Here is a 16205-nt window from a genome sequence, read left to right as displayed (position 1 = left end):
GTTCAGTTGGCATTGATGTTGGATGTGCTGCCGTCTTCGCGAGCAAGCCCGCTCCCACAGGGATGTGGGGGGAGTGTGGGTTTTGCGATCGCAGGAGAACCGGTGTGGGAGCGGGCTTGCTCGCGAAAGCGGTGGTTCAGTTGGCATTGATGTTGGATGTGCTGCCGTCTTCGCGAGCAAGCCCGCACCCACAGGGATGTGGGGGGAGTGTGAGTTTTGCGAACGCAGGAGAACCGGTGTGGGAGCGGGCTTGCTCGCGAAAGCGGTGGTTCAGTTGGCATTGATGTTGGATGTGCTGCCGTCTTCGCGAGCAAGCCCGCTCCCACAGGGGGATGTGGAGTGAATGTGGATTTTGTGTTCAGCGCAGAATAAATGTGGGAGCGAGCCTGCTCGCGAAGAGGCTCGACCAGACGCCAATGCCGTGAGTGGCTTATCATTAGCCACCTAACGACACCCTTCTCAAGGTCCCCGGCATGCTGGCAATTTTCCTCGAAACCCTGAACGTCACCGCGCCGGTGTTCGCCATGTTGTTTCTGGGGACGCTGCTCAAGCGCATCAACTGGATCAACGACAACTTCATCCACATCGCCTCGTCCCTGGTGTTCAACGTCACCATGCCGGCGCTGTTGTTCCTCGGGATCCTGCATGCCGACCTGCATGCGGCGTTGCAACCGGACCTGCTGATCTATTTTTCCATTGCTACCCTGGTGAGCTTTGCGATGGCCTGGGGCTGGGCGATCTGGCGTTGCCCGCGGGAGGATCGCGGCATCTACACCCAAGGTGCGTTTCGCGGCAACAACGGGGTGATCGGCCTGGCGCTGGCCGCGAGCATGTACGGCGACTACGGGATTTCCCTGGGGTCGATTCTCGCGGCGCTGGTGATCCTGTTCTACAACACCTTGTCGACCATCGTGCTCGCGGTCTACAGTCCGGTGATCAAGTCCGATCCGTGGAGCATCTGCAAAAGCGTGATCAGCAACCCGCTGATCATCAGCGTGATCGCCGCCGCGCCGTTCGCCTATTGGCAGATCGGCCTGCCGAACTGGTTCGAGACCTCGGCCAAGTACCTGTCGCAAATGACCTTGCCCCTGGCATTGATCTGCATCGGCGGCACGCTCTCACTGGCGGCCCTGCGCAAGAGCGGCAAGATGGCCCTGAGTTCGAGCCTGGTGAAGATGGTCGGCTTGCCGCTGGTGACCACGCTAGGCGCATGGCTGTGGGGCTTTCGCGGGGCGGAACTGGGGATCCTGTTCCTGTACTTCGGCAGCCCTACCGCCGCCGCCAGCTATGTCATGGCCCGGGCGGCCAATGGCAACCATGAGCTGGCGGCGGCGATCATCGTCATTACCACGCTGATGGCGGCGATTACCACCAACCTGGGGATCTTTGTGTTGCAGTGGGGTGGGTGGATCTAGCCTCAGGTTTGCAGCGTTCTTTCGATCTTTCGCGAGCAGGCTCGCTCCCACATTCGACCGCGTTCCCATGGAAAAACGCAGTCAATGTGGGAGCGGGCTTGCTCGCGAAGGGGCCTGGCCTGTCACCGCAAGGCTTGGGCCTTCACTCAGGTTTCTGGTAAGCGTCGATCACTTCCTGCGCCGCCCGAAACGCATCGATCGCCGCCGGCACGCCCGCGTACACCGCGCAATGCAGCAACGCCTCGCGAATCTCTTCCACCGTACAGCCATTGTTCAGCGCGCCGCGCACGTGGCCCTTGAGTTCCTGCGGGCACTTGAGGGCGGTGAGGGCGGCGAGGGTGATCAGGCTGCGGGTCTTCAGCGGCAGGCCTTCGCGGCTCCAGACGCTGCCCCAGGCGTGCTCATTGACGAAATCCTGCAGCGGCTGGGTGAAGTCGGTGGCGTTGCCCAGGGCGCGGTCGACGAACGCGTCGCCCATGACCTGGCGACGCATGTCCAGGCCGGTCTTTGGAGTGTCGGTCATGGCAAATCCCTCTTGTGGTGTTGGCGGCGCCAGGCGCGCAGGGAGGTGAACAGCAAGAATGCGAGCAAGGCCGGCAACACATAGAACAGCATCAGCCGTTCCAGTTGGCCGGCCAGGGGCATGCCGGTGGTGAACGACACCACGTGCAGCCCGTAGACCGCGTACAAGCCCAGCAACAGCAAGCCTTCGGCACGGGTGACGCGGTAGCCGGAATAGAACACCGGCAGGCAGAGCACCGCCACGCCGAGCATCACCGGCAGGTCGAAATCCAAGGCGTTCGGTGAGACCGACAGCGGCGTGGGCGCGGCCAGGGCGGTCACGCCGAGCACGCCCAGCAGGTTGAACAGGTTGCTGCCGATCACGTTGCCCACGGCGATGTCCCGCTGGCCGCGCAAGGCGGCGATCAACGAAGTGGCAAGCTCCGGCAGCGAGGTACTGACGGCGACGATGGTCAGGCCGATGATGCGTTCCGAAAGCCCGAGGTCTGTCGCCACTTCCACCGCCGCACCCAGCAACAGGTGGCCGGCGAAAATCAGCATGGTCAGGCCCGCCGCAATCATCAGCACACTCTTGAACCAGGACATGTGGGCCACGTCGCCCCCCACCGGGTGCGGTCGCGCCGAATGCCGGGACTGGCGCAGCAACAGGCCCAGGTACACCGCCAGGGCCACCAGCAGCCATACGCCGTCCAACCGGGTCAGTTCTTCATTCCAGGCCAGCACGAACACCAGCAGGCTGGCGCCGATCATCAACGGGATGTCCAGGCGCACCAGTTGGCGCGAGACGCGCAACGGAATGATCAGCGCCGACAGCCCCAGAGTGACGAGGATGTTGAAGATGCTGCTGCCGATCACGCTGCCCACGGCGATGTCGGCGTTCTGCGCGAGGGTCGCCTGCAGGCTGACGGCCATTTGTGGCGCGCTGCTGCCGAACGCGACGACGGTCAGGCCGATGATCAGCGGCCGTACCTGCAAGCGTGCCGCCAAGCCCACGGCGGCGCGCACCAGCAGTTCGGCGCCGCCAATCAGCAACAGCAGGGCGCCGAACAACTCGATCAGGCTGAGCAGCGGTAGGGCGGTGAGTAGGGAAATGGCCGGGCTCCGTCTATCAGTCGTCGAGGGCTTGCACGCGCACCCGGGCGGTGCCGCTGCGCAACATGCCCAGTTGCTCGGCGGCTTCGCGGGACACGTCGATCAAACGGCCACGAGTATACGGGCCGCGGTCGTTGATGCGGACCACGACGCTGTCGTTGTTTTTCAGGTTGGTGACTTTCACCCGGGTGCCGAACGGCAACTGGCGATGGGCGGCGGTCAGGCCATGCTGGTTGAAACGCTCGCCGCTGGCGGTGCGTTTGCCGTGGTGCTTGGCACCGTAATAAGAAGCGACGCCGGTCTGGTCGTAGCCGTGTGGATCGACCGTCCCGCTCTGGCTGGCGCAACCGGCCAGCAGGGACAGCAGGGCGCAGGCGCCGAGGAGACGCTTCATCAAGGGGGTTCCAACTACAGATAGGGGAGCTGGCCTGTGGGAGCAAAGCCAGTCGGAGCAAAACCTGTGGGAGCAAAGCTTGCTCGCGATAAACGATAACGCGGTCCACTGATGGATCGAGGTGTCTTCATCGCGAGCAAGCTTTGCTCCCACAGGCTCGCTCCCACAGGGGATTGAGCCAGATCGGAAGACTGGCTCCATGGCAATCAGCCCTCGAGCTTGCTTTTCAGCAGTTCGTTGACCTGTTGCGGGTTGGCCTTGCCCTTGGAGGCTTTCATGGCCTGGCCGACGAAGAAGCCGAACATCTTGCCGCGCTTGGCTTCGTCTGCCGCGCGGTACTGTTCGACTTGCTCGGCGTTGGCCGCGAGCATTTCATCGAGCACGGCGCTGATCGCACCGGTGTCAGTGACCTGCTTCAAGCCGCGCTTCTCGATGATCTCGTCGGCGCTGCCTTCACCATTGGCCATGGCTTCGAACACCATCTTGGCGATCTTGCCGGAAATGGTGTTGTCCTTGATCCGCACCAGCATGCCGCCCAATTGCTCGGCGGAGACTGGCGACTCATCGATTTCCAGGCCCTGCTTGTTCAACAGGCTGCCCAACTCGACCATCACCCAGTTGGCCGCCAGCTTGGCGTCGCCACCGATGCTCACGACTTTCTCGAAGTAATCGGCCTGTTCGCGGCTGGTGGCCAGGACGTTGGCGTCATAGCTCGACAGCCCGAACTGCGCCTGGAAGCGCTCGCGTTTCTGCGGCGGCAGCTCCGGCAGTGTGGCGCGCACTTCATTGAGGAACGAATCCTCGATGACCACTGGCAGCAGGTCCGGGTCGGGGAAGTAACGGTAGTCGTTGGCTTCTTCCTTGCTGCGCATCGGACGGGTCTCGTCCTTGTTCGGGTCGTACAGGCGGGTCTGCTGGATGACCTTGCCGCCGTCCTCGATCAGTTCGATCTGGCGCTGGATCTCGCTGTTGATCGCCTTCTCGATGAAGCGGAACGAGTTGACGTTCTTGATCTCGCAGCGGGTGCCGAACTCGACTTGGCCTTTCGGCCGGATCGACACGTTGCAGTCGCAGCGCAGCGAGCCTTCGGCCATGTTGCCGTCGCAGATGCCCAGGTAGCGCACCAGCGCATGGATGGCCTTGACGTAGGCCACGGCTTCCTTGGCGCTGCGCATCTCCGGCTCGGAGACGATTTCCAGCAACGGCGTGCCGGCACGGTTCAGGTCGATGCCGGTAGCACCGTTGAATTCTTCGTGCAGGCTCTTGCCGGCGTCTTCTTCCAGGTGCGCCCGGGTAATGCCGACGCGCTTGACCGTGCCGTCTTCCAGGGCGATGTCCAGGTGGCCCTTGCCGACGATCGGCAGCTCCATCTGGCTGATCTGGTAGCCCTTGGGCAGGTCCGGGTAGAAGTAGTTCTTGCGGGCGAACACGTTGTGCTGGCCGATCTCGGCGTCAATCGCCAGGCCGAACATCACTGCCATGCGCACCGCTTCGGCGTTGAGCACCGGCAGCACGCCGGGCATGCCCAGGTCTACCAGGCTGGCCTGGGTGTTGGGCTCGGAGCCGAATGTGGTGGAGCTACCGGAAAAGATTTTCGACCGGGTGGTGAGCTGGGTATGAATCTCCAGCCCGATCACGACTTCCCATTGCATGTGTTTCTCCTCAGAAGCCGGTTGGGGTGCGGGTGTGCCAGTCGGTATTGAGCTGGTACTGGTGCGCCACGTTGAGCAGGCGGCCTTCCTGGAAATACGGCGCGAGCAGTTGCACGCCCACCGGCAGGCCGTCGACGAAACCGGCCGGCATGGACAGGCCCGGCAAGCCGGCGAGGTTGGCGGTGATGGTGTAGACGTCTTCCAGGTACTCGGCGACCGGGTCACTGTTCTTGGCACCGAGTTTCCAGGCCGGGTTCGGCGTGGTCGGGCCGAGGATGATGTCGACCTCGTTGAAGGCGGCCATGAAGTCGTTCTTCACCAGGCGACGGATTTTCTGCGCCTTGAGGTAATAGGCATCGTAGTAACCGGCGGACAACGCGTAGGCGCCGACCATGATCCGGCGCTGCACTTCGGCGCCGAAGCCTTCGCCACGGGAGCGCTTGTACAGGTCGACCAGGTTTTCCGGGTTCTCGCAGCGATAGCCGAAGCGCACGCCGTCGAAACGCGACAGGTTCGAGGACGCTTCCGCCGGGGCGATCACGTAGTACGCCGGAATCGCGTGCTGCATGTTCGGCAGGCTGATTTCCTTGATGACCGCGCCGAGCTTCTCCAGCTCCTTGACGCTGTTGTGGACCAGCTCGGCGATGCGTGGGTCGAGACCGGCGCTGAAGTATTCCTTCGGCACGCCGATGCGCAGGCCCTGCAGCGAGCCGTTGAGGCTGGCGCTGTAGTCCGGCACGGGCTCATCGATGCTGGTGGAATCGTTTGGGTCGAAGCCGGCCATGCCTTGCAGCAGGATCGCGCAGTCTTCGGCGGTGCGCGCCAGTGGGCCGCCCTGGTCGAGGCTGGAGGCGTAGGCGATCATGCCCCAGCGCGAAACGCGACCGTAGGTCGGCTTCAGGCCGGTGAGGTTGGTGAATGCTGCTGGCTGGCGAATCGAGCCACCGGTGTCGGTAGCGGTGGCGGCCGGCAACAGGCGCGCGGCCACGGCGGCGGCGGAACCGCCGGACGAGCCGCCCGGTACGTGTTCCAGGCTCCACGGGTTCTTCACCGCGCCGTAGTAGCTCGACTCGTTGGCAGAGCCCATGGCGAATTCGTCCATGTTGGTCTTGCCCAGGGTCACGGTGCCGGCGGCGGCCAGCTTGGCGACCACGGTGGCATCGTACGGGGCCTTGAAGTTGTCGAGCATCTTCGAGCCGCAGCTGGTGCGGATGCCCTGGGTGCAGAACAAGTCCTTGTGGGCAATCGGCGCACCGAGCAGGGCGCCGGTCTCACCCTTGGCGCGCCGGGCGTCGGCGGCCTTGGCCTGGCTCAGGGCCAGTTCTTCGGTGAGGCTGATGAAGCTGTTGAGCTGCGGGTCGAGCTGGGCGATGCGCGCCAGCAGGACTTGGGTCAGCTCTTCGGAGGAAAACTTTTTATCGGCGAGTCCGCGGGCGATCTCGGCCAGGGTCATGTGATGCATGAGAGGCTCTTTTCCTTTAGTCGATGACTTTCGGAACCAGGTACAGGCCGTTTTCGACCGCTGGTGCGATGGACTGGTAGGCCTCGCGGTGATTGGACTCGGTCACGACGTCGGCGCGCAGGCGCTGGCTGGCTTCCAGTGGGTGGGCCAGCGGTTCTATGCCGTCGGTATTGACCGCCTGCATCTCGTCGACCAGCCCCAGAATGCTGTTCAGGGCAGAAGTGATGTGTGGAAGATCGGCTTCATTAAGGCCCAGACAGGCCAGATGAGCGATTTTTTCCACGTCGGAGCGTTCAAGTGCCATGGGATTCTCCAGTGGAAAACAAAACGGACGCAGTCTGTCCGTGTGTTAGATTGTCGGAACACTACCGCATTTCTACGGTCCTACGGCCGCGATCTCGGTGTTTGGTGCACAGAAAAGCGGCCAATTTAACATATTGGCGCCTTGCCCAAAATCCCTGTCGTTGTTAGAGTTTGCCGCACTTTTTTACCCACGCGTTGCCTAGGGTCCCTTTCCCATGTTCAAGAAACTGCGTGGCATGTTTTCCAGCGATCTTTCCATCGACCTGGGCACTGCCAACACCCTTATTTACGTGCGCGAGCGCGGTATCGTCCTGAATGAACCCTCGGTCGTGGCCATCCGCACCCACGGTAACCAGAAAAGTGTCGTGGCTGTCGGTACGGAAGCCAAGCGCATGCTGGGCCGTACACCGGGCAACATCGCAGCCATTCGCCCGATGAAGGACGGCGTGATCGCCGACTTCAGCGTCTGCGAAAAGATGCTGCAGTATTTCATCAACAAGGTTCACGAAAACAGTTTCCTGCAGCCCAGCCCACGTGTGCTGATCTGCGTGCCCTGCAAGTCCACCCAGGTTGAGCGTCGCGCCATCCGTGAATCGGCCCTCGGTGCCGGTGCCCGTGAAGTGTTCCTGATCGAAGAGCCGATGGCCGCTGCCATTGGTGCCGGCCTGCCGGTGGAAGAAGCCCGCGGCTCGATGGTCGTCGACATCGGTGGCGGTACCACTGAAATCGCGCTGATCTCCCTCAACGGTGTGGTCTACGCCGAATCCGTACGTGTGGGCGGCGACCGTTTCGACGAAGCGATCATCACCTACGTGCGTCGCAACTACGGCAGCCTGATCGGCGAATCCACCGCCGAGCGCATCAAGCAGGAAATCGGCACGGCCTATCCGGGCGGTGAAGTGCGCGAAGTCGACGTACGCGGTCGCAACCTGGCCGAAGGCGTTCCACGGGCCTTTACCCTCAATTCCAACGAAGTGCTCGAAGCGCTGCAAGAGTCGCTGGCGACCATCGTCCAGGCCGTCAAGAGCGCCCTGGAGCAGTCGCCGCCGGAGCTGGCCTCGGACATCGCCGAGCGTGGCCTGGTGCTGACCGGTGGTGGTGCGCTGTTGCGTGACCTCGACAAGCTGCTGGCCCAGGAAACCGGCCTGCCGGTGATCGTTGCCGAAGACCCGTTGACCTGCGTTGCCCGCGGCGGTGGCCGTGCGCTGGAAATGATGGACAAGCACACCATGGACCTGCTCTCCAGCGAATAAGTCTGGCGCAGTGGTCTATGTTGTTTGCGCTCGGGCAGCACTTTGCAGTGCTGCCCGTTGGCGTTTATCTTCTGTCATTCGTATCCAGGCCGGTTTGATGCCGTATGAATAAAGAAAACATTTGCCTGGGAGGAGCGGCCTATTAAACCGCTTTTCGCCAAAGGCCCCTCATTGGGCGTGCGCTTGCTGGTGCTGACCGTGCTATCGGTCGCGCTGATGGTGGTCGATGCCCGCTTCACGCTGCTCAAGCCTGTACGCAGCCAGATGTCGCTGGTGTTGATGGAGTCCTATTGGATCACCGACCTGCCGCAGCGCTTGTGGCAAGGTGTCGCTAGCCAGTTTGGCAGCCGCACCGAACTGGTTGCCGAAAACGAAAAACTCAAGACCGAAAACCTGCTGTTGCAGGGGCGCATGCAGAAGCTGGCGGCCCTCACCGAGCAGAACGTGCGGCTGCGCGAGTTGCTCAACTCTTCCGCGCTGGTCAACGAGAAGGTCGAAGTGGCCGAGTTGATCGGCATGGACCCCAACCCCTTCACCCACCGCATCATCATCAACAAGGGCGAGCGCGACGGCGTTGTCCTCGGCCAACCGGTGCTCGACGCCCGGGGCCTGATGGGCCAGGTGGTGGAGTTGATGCCCTACACCTCGCGGGTGCTGCTGCTGACCGACACTACCCACAGCATCCCAGTACAGGTCAACCGCAACGGCCTGCGGGCGATTGCCAGTGGTACGGGCAACCCGGAACGCCTGGAACTGCGGCACGTAGCCGACACCGCCGACATCAAGGAAGGCGACCTGCTGGTCAGCTCCGGCCTCGGTCAGCGTTTCCCGGCCGGGTATCCGGTGGCGACGGTCAAGGAAGTCATCCATGACTCCGGCCAGCCTTTCGCGATTGTCCGCGCGGTGCCGACGGCAGCATTGAATCGCAGCCGCTATCTGCTGCTGGTCTTCAGCGACAACCGTACGCCCGAAGAGCGCGCCAACGACGCCGCCGTGGCCCAGGAGGCCCAGGATCGGCAGGGCGGCGAGTCGGTTTCTCCGGCGACGCCCGCGCCTGCACCCGCAGCGCCGGCCACGGTGCCCAAGCCTCAGGCGGCAACACCCGCTACGAGTGCGCCGACCACCACGCCGTCGACCGCACCCGCCACGCCTGCCGCGGCACCTGCCAGGCCGGCCGCCCACGCACCGGCGTCCCAGCCTGCGAGGCCAGCGGCCCGGCCACCCGCCTCGACACCCGCCGCTACACCGGCGCCCAGGGGAGCACGAGAAGAATGAGCAGTACCCAATCCGGTAACGGCTGGATGGTCTGGCTGACCTTCGCCATCGGCCTGTTGCTCAGCGTTTCGCCGCTGCCGCAATTCATGGAGATCCTGCGTCCCCTGTGGTTGGCCCTGCTACTGGCCTTCTGGGCGCTGGCCTTGCCCCACAAGGTCGGCATGGTCACCGCCTGGTGCCTGGGCCTGGCCGAGGACGTGCTCTACGGCACGTTGCTGGGGCAGAACGCCTTGATCCTGACGCTGATCACGTTCCTGGTGCTGTCGCTGCAACAACGCCTGCGGATGTTCCCCATGTGGCAGCAATGCCTGGTAATCCTGGTGATCTTCGGCCTGGCGCAACTGGTGCAGCTGTGGCTCAGCGCACTGACCGGCAATCGCCAGCCGACCCTGGCGCTGGTCTTGCCAGCCCTGGTCAGCGCCTTGCTCTGGCCGTGGGTCAGCTTCGGTTTGCGTGGCCTGCGCCTGCGTTTCAAAATCAATTGATTCGCTCAGGATATCGACACTTTTTTTGATGACTTACATCCCTGTGGCCAAAGATTGAATCCCGCCGGGCTCTGTAGGAGCTGGCGAAGCCTGCGATCTTTTGATCTTGATCTTTCGCTTGCGACTCAATTGTGTGGGACAAGATCGCAGCCTCGCTTCGCTCGTCAGCTCCTACACAGCTCCTACGGCGCAGCCCGGCGGGAGCAAGCTCTGATCACAAAAGCCGGTCGCGTTAGGGAGATGTCTTGATGAAACCGCTTTACCTCGCCTCAGGCTCGCCGCGTCGGCGTGAGCTGCTCACGCAGATCGGCGTGCCCTTTACCGCCATCGGCGCGGATATCGACGAAACTCCCCTGGACCACGAAACCCCATCGGCCTATGTCGAGCGCCTGGCGTGCGGCAAGGCCGAGGCTGGGCTACGTGCGCTGCAACCCGGTGTGGATGGCTGCGTGCTCGGTGCGGACACGGCCGTGGTGCTGGCGGGGAGGATTCTTGGCAAACCCGTGGATCAGGCAGACGCCTTGTCGATGCTGCTGAGCCTGTCCGGTCGCGAGCATGAAGTGCTGACCGCCATCGCCGTGCTGGACGGCTCGCGCTGCGAATCGCGGGTGGTGCGCAGTCGAGTGCGTTTTCGTCCCATTGCGGAACAGGAAGCGATGGCCTACTGGGCCAGTGGCGAACCCCGGGACAAGGCGGGCAGCTATGGTATCCAAGGGCTGGGCGCGGTGTTCGTCGCCGGGCTCGAAGGCAGTTATTCGGCCGTGGTCGGCCTGCCGTTGTGCGAAACCGCAGAACTGCTGGGCCATTTCGGCATACCCTGTTGGCAAACCTTGAGCGCGCGCTGAGCGCCGTCTGACTTGATGCGGCCATTATCGTGAACATGCCTGAACGAGACCCTGCCATGAGTGAAGAGATCCTGATCAACATCACGCCGATGGAATCGCGCGTGGCGGTGGTTGAAAACGGTGTGCTGCAAGAGGTCCACGTCGAGCGCACGCAAAAGCGTGGCATCGTCGGCAATATCTACAAGGGCAAGGTGGTCCGGGTGCTGCCGGGCATGCAGGCGGCCTTCGTCGACATCGGCCTGGACCGCGCGGCATTCATCCACGCCTCGGAAATCTCCATGCGCGAGGGCCCGGCCGTGGAGAGCATCAGCGCGCTGGTGCATGAAGGTCAGAGCCTGGTGGTTCAGGTCACCAAGGACCCCATCGGCTCCAAGGGCGCGCGCCTGACCACGCAACTGTCGATCCCGTCGCGCTACCTGGTGTACATGCCGCGCACTGCCCACGTTGGCATCTCCCTGAAGATCGAAGACGAAGGCGAGCGCGAGCGCCTCAAGCAGGTGGTCAGCGACTGCGTGGAAAAAGAAGGCATCAAGGAAGCCGGTGGCTTCATCCTGCGCACCGCCGCCGAAGGGGCCGGGGCCGATGAGATCCTCATGGACATCCGCTACCTGCGCAGGCTCTGGGACCAGATCGCCGCGCAGATCAAGACCATCGCCACCCCCAGCGTGATCTACGAAGACCTGGGCCTGGCGCTGCGGACCTTGCGTGACCTGGTCAGCCCCAAGATCGAGAAGATCCGCATCGATTCCCGGGAAACCTTCCAGAAAACCACCCAGTTCGTCGCCGAACTGATGCCGGAAATCGCTGATCGCCTTGAGCATTACCCGGGCGAGCGGCCGATTTTCGACCTCTATGGCGTCGAAGACGAAATCCAGAAAGCCCTGGAACGCAAGGTGCCGCTCAAGTCCGGCGGGTACCTGGTGGTCGATCCGGCCGAAGCCATGAGCACTATCGACGTCAACACCGGGGCGTTCGTCGGTCATCGCAACCTGGAAGAGACCATCTTCAAGACCAACCTGGAAGCCGCCACCGCCATTGCCCGGCAATTGCGCCTGCGCAACCTGGGGGGAATCATCATCATCGACTTCATCGACATGGAAGATGAAGAGCACCAGCGCCAAGTGCTGCGGACCTTGGAAAAACAACTCGAACGCGATCACGCCAAGACCAACATCATCGGCATCACCGAACTGGGGCTGGTGCAGATGACCCGCAAGCGCACCCGCGAAAGCCTCGAGCAGGTGCTGTGCGAGCCGTGCAGCAGTTGCCAGGGTCGCGGCAAGTTGAAGACCCCGGAAACCGTGTGTTACGAAATCTTCCGGGAAATCCTCCGGGAGGCGCGCGCCTACCAGGCGACCGGCTATAGAGTGTTGGCGAACCAGAAAGTAGTGGACCGCCTGCTCGACGAGGAGTCAGGCAATGTCGCGGAGCTGGAAGCGTTTATCGGACGCACGATTCGCTTCCAGGTCGAAACCATGTATTCCCAGGAACAATACGACGTGGTGTTGCTCTGAAGAGCTTGGGAAGCGGCGGGCCCGCGGATTTGATTGTTTTTACCAGGGGGGCCCACTGACATGGAGCGTCTGACACGCTTGATCGCGACGCTGACTCGTTGGGGGCTGGGGCTTTGCGCGCTGCTGCTGGTGCTGCTGGCGTTGTACGTCAGCCTCGGTCGCGAGCTGGTCCCGCTGGTGGCCGAATACCGCGCCGAGGTCGAGGTCCGCGCCGGCGCGGCCATGGGCATGCCCGTGCACATCGGCAGCCTCGACGGCAGTTGGGGCGGCCTGGCGCCGGTCCTGGCGGCGCGCGACGTGGTGGTTGGCGAGGGCCCCAACGCTTTGCACCTGGATCAGGTGCGGGCGGTGCCCGACCTGTGGGACAGCCTGCTGGCGCGGCAGGTGCGCATCGCCCACCTGGAAGTCAGCGGCCTGAAGATCAGCCTCAAGGAGGGCGCCGACGGCAAGTGGGCCCTGGAAGGCCTGCCGGTAAAGGACGATCAGCCCCTCGACCCGCAGCAACTGCTCGAACGCATGCAAATGGTTTCCAAACTCTCGGTGCTCGATAGCCAGGTGACCTTGCAACCCGTCGAGCAACCGCCGCTGACCCTGACCTACGTTGGCTTGAGCCTGCGCACCGGCGCCACCCGCCAGCGCCTGGACGCACGCCTGACCCTGCCCGACGGCCAGCCGGTGGCGATCAACCTGCGTACTCGCCTGCGCGCCAGCGACTGGAAGAATGGCCAGGCCGACGCCTACTTGAGCCTGCCGCAAAGCGACTGGTCCAAATGGCTGCCCAAACGCCTGACCCAGCAATGGCATTTTTCCCGGATCAAGGCCGGTGGCGAGTTCTGGCTCAGTTGGGGCGGCGGTACGGTGCAAAGCGCGGCCATGCGCTTGAACGCTCCTGACATCCTGGGTGCCTACGCCGAGCGCAAGCCGGTGCAGATCCATAACCTGGCGCTCAATGGGTATTTCCAGCGTGGCGACCAGGGCTTTACCGCGACCTTCGACTCCCTGGCGATGAACCTGGGCGAGACCCGCTGGGAATCGCACCTGCAACTGCGACAAACCGCCGCCACCGAGCAGGCCGAGGAGCGTTGGCACCTGCAGGCCGATCGCCTGGACCTGACCCCCCTCACACCGTTGCTCAACGCCCTGGCGCCGTTGCCCGAAGGCCTGGCCACGACGATTGACCGGCTCAAGGTGACCGGTGCCCTGCGCAACGTGCTACTGGACTATCGACCACAAAACACCGGTGATCAGAAAGTCAGCTTCGCCACCAACCTGGACACCGTCGGTTTCAATGCCTATCGCGGCGCCCCGGCGGCGCGCAACGTCTCCGGGAGCCTGAGCGGTGACTTGGGCGGCGGCGAGCTGCGCATGGACAGCAAGGATTTTTCCCTGCACCTGGACCCGATCTTCGCCAAGCCCTGGCAGTACCTGCAAGCCAACGCCCGGCTGATCTGGAAGCTCGACAAGCAGAGCTTCACGCTGATCGCGCCGTACCTGAAAGTGCTGGGCGAGGAGGGCCGGATTGCCGGCGACTTCCTGATCCGCCTGCATCTGGACCACAGCCAGGAAGACTACATGGACCTGCGGGTCGGCCTGGTGGACGGCGATGGGCGCTACACCGGCAAGTACCTGCCGGCAGTCCTCAGTCCGGCGCTGGATGAGTGGCTGCGCACGGCCATCGTCAAGGGCGCAGTGGACGAGGGCTTTTTCCAGTACCAAGGCTCGTTGAATAAAGGCGCCGGGGACGCGGACCGCAGCATCAGTTTGTTTTTCAAGGTCCATGACGCCGAACTGGCGTTCCAGCCGGGCTGGCCTTCGGTCAGCAAGGTCAGCGGCGATGTCTTCGTCGAAGACAGTGGCGTGCGCATCTTCGCCAGCCAGGGGCAGTTGCTCGACACCCAGGTCAAGGATATTTCGGTGAACATTCCCCACGTACCGACCGGGCAGAGTTCCCATCTGTTGCTGGACGGCGGATTCGCCGGCGGGCTGGGCGACGGTCTGAAAATCCTCCAGACCGCGCCGATCGGGACGGCCGAGACCTTCGCCGGCTGGGAAGGCGAGGGCGACCTGAACGGCAGCGTGAAGCTCGATATCCCGCTGGTCAAAGGCGAGCAACCGAAGATCCTGGTGGATTTCGCCACCGACAAGGCGCGTCTCAAACTCAGCGAACCGGCGCTGGAGCTGACCCAGCTCAAGGGCGATTTTCGCTTCGACAGCAACAAGGGCCTGAGCGGCAAGGGCATCAGTGCCCGGGCATTCGACCGGCCTGTGACTGCGCAGATTTTCGCCGAGGGCCGTGCCGGGGCGCTCAACACCCGGGTCACCGCGTCTGGGCAAGTGGAGGTCAAGAAACTCACCAGTTGGCTGAATGTCACCCAACCGTTGCCGGTATCGGGGGTCGTGCCCTATCAGTTGCAAGTGATCCTTGATGGCGCCGACAGCCAGTTGTCGGTCAGTTCCAGCCTCAAGGGCGTGGCCGTCGACCTGCCGGCCCCCTTCGGCATGGCCGCCGATGTTGGGCGCGACACGGTGTTTCGCATGACTCTGCAAGGGCCGGAGCGGCGTTATTGGGCCGACTATGGCGACCTGGCCAGCTTCACGTACGCCGCGCCCAGCGGGAAAGTCGCCGACGGCCGCGGCGAATTGCTGCTGGGCGCCGGCGATGCGGTGCTGCCGGGCGCCAAGGGGCTGCGGCTGCGTGGCACCTTGTCGGAACTGGACGTCAGCCCCTGGCAGGACCTAGTGAACAAGTACGCCGGCCAGGACCCGGGTGGCAGTGCCAAGCAACTGCTCAGCAGCGTCGATCTGAACGTCGGCAAACTGACGGCCTTGGGCACCACCCTGGACCAGGCGTCGGTGCAACTGGACCGCAAGCCGGACGCCTGGGCCTTGCGGCTCGCCAGCCAGCAGGCCAAGGGCAATGTCAGCCTGCCGGATGCCAAGGCCGCCCCGATTGGTATCAAGCTTGACTACGTTCGCCTGCCGGCCACCGACCCGACGGTCCAGGCGGATGAAAACGCACCGGATCCGTTGGCGCCGGTCGATCCCGGCAAGATCCCGGCGATGGATATCGCCATCGACCAACTGTTCCAGGGCCCCGATCTGATCGGCGCGTGGTCGTTGAAAGTGCGACCGACCGCCAAGGGCATCGCGCTGAACAACCTGGACATGGGTCTCAAGGGCATGGTGTTGAACGGCAGTGGCGGCTGGGAAGGCGTGCCCGGTTCCACCAGCAGTTGGTACAAGGGCCGGATCAGCGGCAAGAACCTGGGCGATGTGCTCAAGGGCTGGGGATTTGCGCCAAGCGTGACCAGCCAGGCGTTCCGCCTGGATGTCGATGGCCGTTGGCCGGGCTCGCCAGCATGGGTCGCCACCAAGCGTTTTTCCGGCAGCCTCGACGCTTCGCTGAGCAAAGGCCAGTTTGTTGAAATTGAAGGCAGCGCCCAGGCGTTGCGGGTATTTGGCCTGCTGAACTTCAACTCCATCGGCCGACGCTTGCGCCTGGACTTCTCCGACCTGTTCGGCAAGGGCTTGAGCTATGACCGGGTCAAAGGGCTGCTGGTGGCGAGCGACGGTGTGTACGTGACCCGCGAACCCATTACCCTGACCGGGCCGTCGAGCAACCTGGAGCTCAACGGGACGCTGGACATGGTGGCCGACCGGGTCGACGCCAAGCTGTTGGTGACGCTGCCGGTGACCAACAACCTGCCGATTGCCGCGCTGATCGTTGGCGCGCCGGCGGTGGGCGGGGCGCTGTTTCTGATCGACAAGCTGATCGGTGACCGCGTGGCGCGCTTTGCCAGCGTAAGATACGACGTCAAGGGGCCGTGGAAAGAGCCGAAGATCACCTTTGACAAGCCGTTTTGACAGACGATGCGAACACCCCTTTTGGGAGCGAGCCTGTGGGAGCAAAGCTTGCTCGCGATTGCGGTGTATCAATCAGCCTATATGTTGGATTTACTTGCCTCATCGCGAGCAAGCTTTGCTCCCACAGCT

At 63.3% G+C, this 16205-nt stretch carries 13 protein-coding genes; 7 read left to right on the top strand and 6 right to left on the bottom strand.

Features of this window, described 5'->3' with window-relative positions:
• Positions 1–473: 473 nt before the first annotated feature.
• Positions 474–1415, top strand: a complete 942-nt coding sequence (locus J3361_RS06010; RefSeq protein ID WP_207963254.1) for an AEC family transporter — start codon at positions 474–476, stop codon at positions 1413–1415.
• 142 nt (positions 1416–1557) lie between these two features.
• On the opposite strand, the gene J3361_RS06005 is transcribed toward J3361_RS06010, so the two are convergent.
• The 6 genes from J3361_RS06005 to gatC all read right to left on the bottom strand — a co-directional run bounded on the left by J3361_RS06005 (position 1558) and on the right by gatC (position 6841).
• The gene (locus J3361_RS06005) at positions 1558–1938 is read right to left on the bottom strand and encodes a carboxymuconolactone decarboxylase family protein (protein ID WP_053118452.1); all 381 of its coding nucleotides are present in this window, start codon (positions 1936–1938) and stop codon (positions 1558–1560) included.
• Positions 1935–2996: a calcium/sodium antiporter gene (locus tag J3361_RS06000; protein ID WP_207963436.1), complete on the bottom strand. Its 1062-nt coding sequence runs from the start codon at positions 2994–2996 to the stop codon at positions 1935–1937. The genes J3361_RS06005 and J3361_RS06000 overlap by 4 nt, the downstream gene beginning before the upstream one ends.
• 49 nt (positions 2997–3045) lie before the next feature.
• A complete protein-coding gene (locus J3361_RS05995; protein ID WP_207963252.1) occupies positions 3046–3423 on the bottom strand; it encodes a septal ring lytic transglycosylase RlpA family protein in 378 nt (125 codons plus the stop codon).
• Between the two features lie 206 nt (positions 3424–3629).
• Complete coding sequence (gatB, locus tag J3361_RS05990) at positions 3630–5075, bottom strand: Asp-tRNA(Asn)/Glu-tRNA(Gln) amidotransferase subunit GatB (RefSeq protein ID WP_207963251.1); 1446 nt, start codon at positions 5073–5075, stop codon at positions 3630–3632.
• A gap of 10 nt (positions 5076–5085) precedes the next feature.
• A complete protein-coding gene (gatA, locus tag J3361_RS05985) occupies positions 5086–6537 on the bottom strand; it encodes an Asp-tRNA(Asn)/Glu-tRNA(Gln) amidotransferase subunit GatA (protein ID WP_207963250.1) in 1452 nt (483 codons plus the stop codon).
• A gap of 16 nt (positions 6538–6553) precedes the next feature.
• Complete coding sequence (gatC, locus tag J3361_RS05980) at positions 6554–6841, bottom strand: Asp-tRNA(Asn)/Glu-tRNA(Gln) amidotransferase subunit GatC (protein ID WP_003197816.1); 288 nt, start codon at positions 6839–6841, stop codon at positions 6554–6556.
• A gap of 214 nt (positions 6842–7055) precedes the next feature.
• Here gatC and mreB point away from each other — a divergent pair, with 214 nt between their 5' ends.
• The 6 genes from mreB (at position 7056) to J3361_RS05950 (ending at position 16076) form a co-directional block, all read left to right on the top strand.
• Positions 7056–8093, top strand: a complete 1038-nt coding sequence (gene mreB / locus J3361_RS05975) for a rod shape-determining protein MreB (protein WP_002555108.1) — start codon at positions 7056–7058, stop codon at positions 8091–8093.
• Between the two features lie 141 nt (positions 8094–8234).
• Complete coding sequence (mreC, locus tag J3361_RS05970; protein WP_207963434.1) at positions 8235–9368, top strand: rod shape-determining protein MreC; 1134 nt, start codon at positions 8235–8237, stop codon at positions 9366–9368.
• The gene (gene mreD / locus J3361_RS05965) at positions 9365–9853 is read left to right on the top strand and encodes a rod shape-determining protein MreD (protein WP_003197820.1); all 489 of its coding nucleotides are present in this window, start codon (positions 9365–9367) and stop codon (positions 9851–9853) included. Before mreC ends, mreD begins: the two co-directional genes overlap by 4 nt.
• Positions 9854–10101: 248 nt before the next feature.
• A complete protein-coding gene (locus tag J3361_RS05960; protein WP_207963249.1) occupies positions 10102–10698 on the top strand; it encodes a Maf family protein in 597 nt (198 codons plus the stop codon).
• Between the two features lie 56 nt (positions 10699–10754).
• Positions 10755–12212, top strand: a complete 1458-nt coding sequence (rng, locus tag J3361_RS05955) for a ribonuclease G (RefSeq protein WP_003177988.1) — start codon at positions 10755–10757, stop codon at positions 12210–12212.
• Between the two features lie 60 nt (positions 12213–12272).
• Complete coding sequence (locus J3361_RS05950) at positions 12273–16076, top strand: YhdP family protein (RefSeq protein WP_207963248.1); 3804 nt, start codon at positions 12273–12275, stop codon at positions 16074–16076.
• The last annotated feature ends 129 nt before the right edge of the window (positions 16077–16205 follow it).

This window comes from Pseudomonas sp. OA65, from assembly GCF_017498305.1.
Classification (GTDB): Bacteria; Pseudomonadota; Gammaproteobacteria; order Pseudomonadales; family Pseudomonadaceae; genus Aquipseudomonas; species Aquipseudomonas zanjanensis.
This window is presented reverse-complemented; position numbering and strand designations above follow the sequence as displayed.

Bases quoted from the DNA above. Each gene is read 5' to 3' on its own strand.
- J3361_RS05950 (WP_207963248.1), top strand. From the start codon at position 12,273: ATGGAGCGTCTGACACGCTTGATCGCGACGCTGACTCGTTGGGGGCTG.
- J3361_RS06005 (WP_053118452.1), bottom strand. From the start codon at position 1,938: ATGACCGACACTCCAAAGACCGGCCTGGACATGCGTCGCCAGGTCATG.
- mreD (WP_003197820.1), top strand. From the start codon at position 9,365: ATGAGCAGTACCCAATCCGGTAACGGCTGGATGGTCTGGCTGACCTTC.
- J3361_RS05960 (WP_207963249.1), top strand. From the start codon at position 10,102: ATGAAACCGCTTTACCTCGCCTCAGGCTCGCCGCGTCGGCGTGAGCTG.
- gatA (WP_207963250.1), bottom strand. From the start codon at position 6,537: ATGCATCACATGACCCTGGCCGAGATCGCCCGCGGACTCGCCGATAAA.
- gatC (WP_003197816.1), bottom strand. From the start codon at position 6,841: ATGGCACTTGAACGCTCCGACGTGGAAAAAATCGCTCATCTGGCCTGT.
- J3361_RS05995 (WP_207963252.1), bottom strand. From the start codon at position 3,423: ATGAAGCGTCTCCTCGGCGCCTGCGCCCTGCTGTCCCTGCTGGCCGGT.
- rng (WP_003177988.1), top strand. From the start codon at position 10,755: ATGAGTGAAGAGATCCTGATCAACATCACGCCGATGGAATCGCGCGTG.
- mreB (WP_002555108.1), top strand. From the start codon at position 7,056: ATGTTCAAGAAACTGCGTGGCATGTTTTCCAGCGATCTTTCCATCGAC.
- gatB (WP_207963251.1), bottom strand. From the start codon at position 5,075: ATGCAATGGGAAGTCGTGATCGGGCTGGAGATTCATACCCAGCTCACC.
- J3361_RS06010 (WP_207963254.1), top strand. From the start codon at position 474: ATGCTGGCAATTTTCCTCGAAACCCTGAACGTCACCGCGCCGGTGTTC.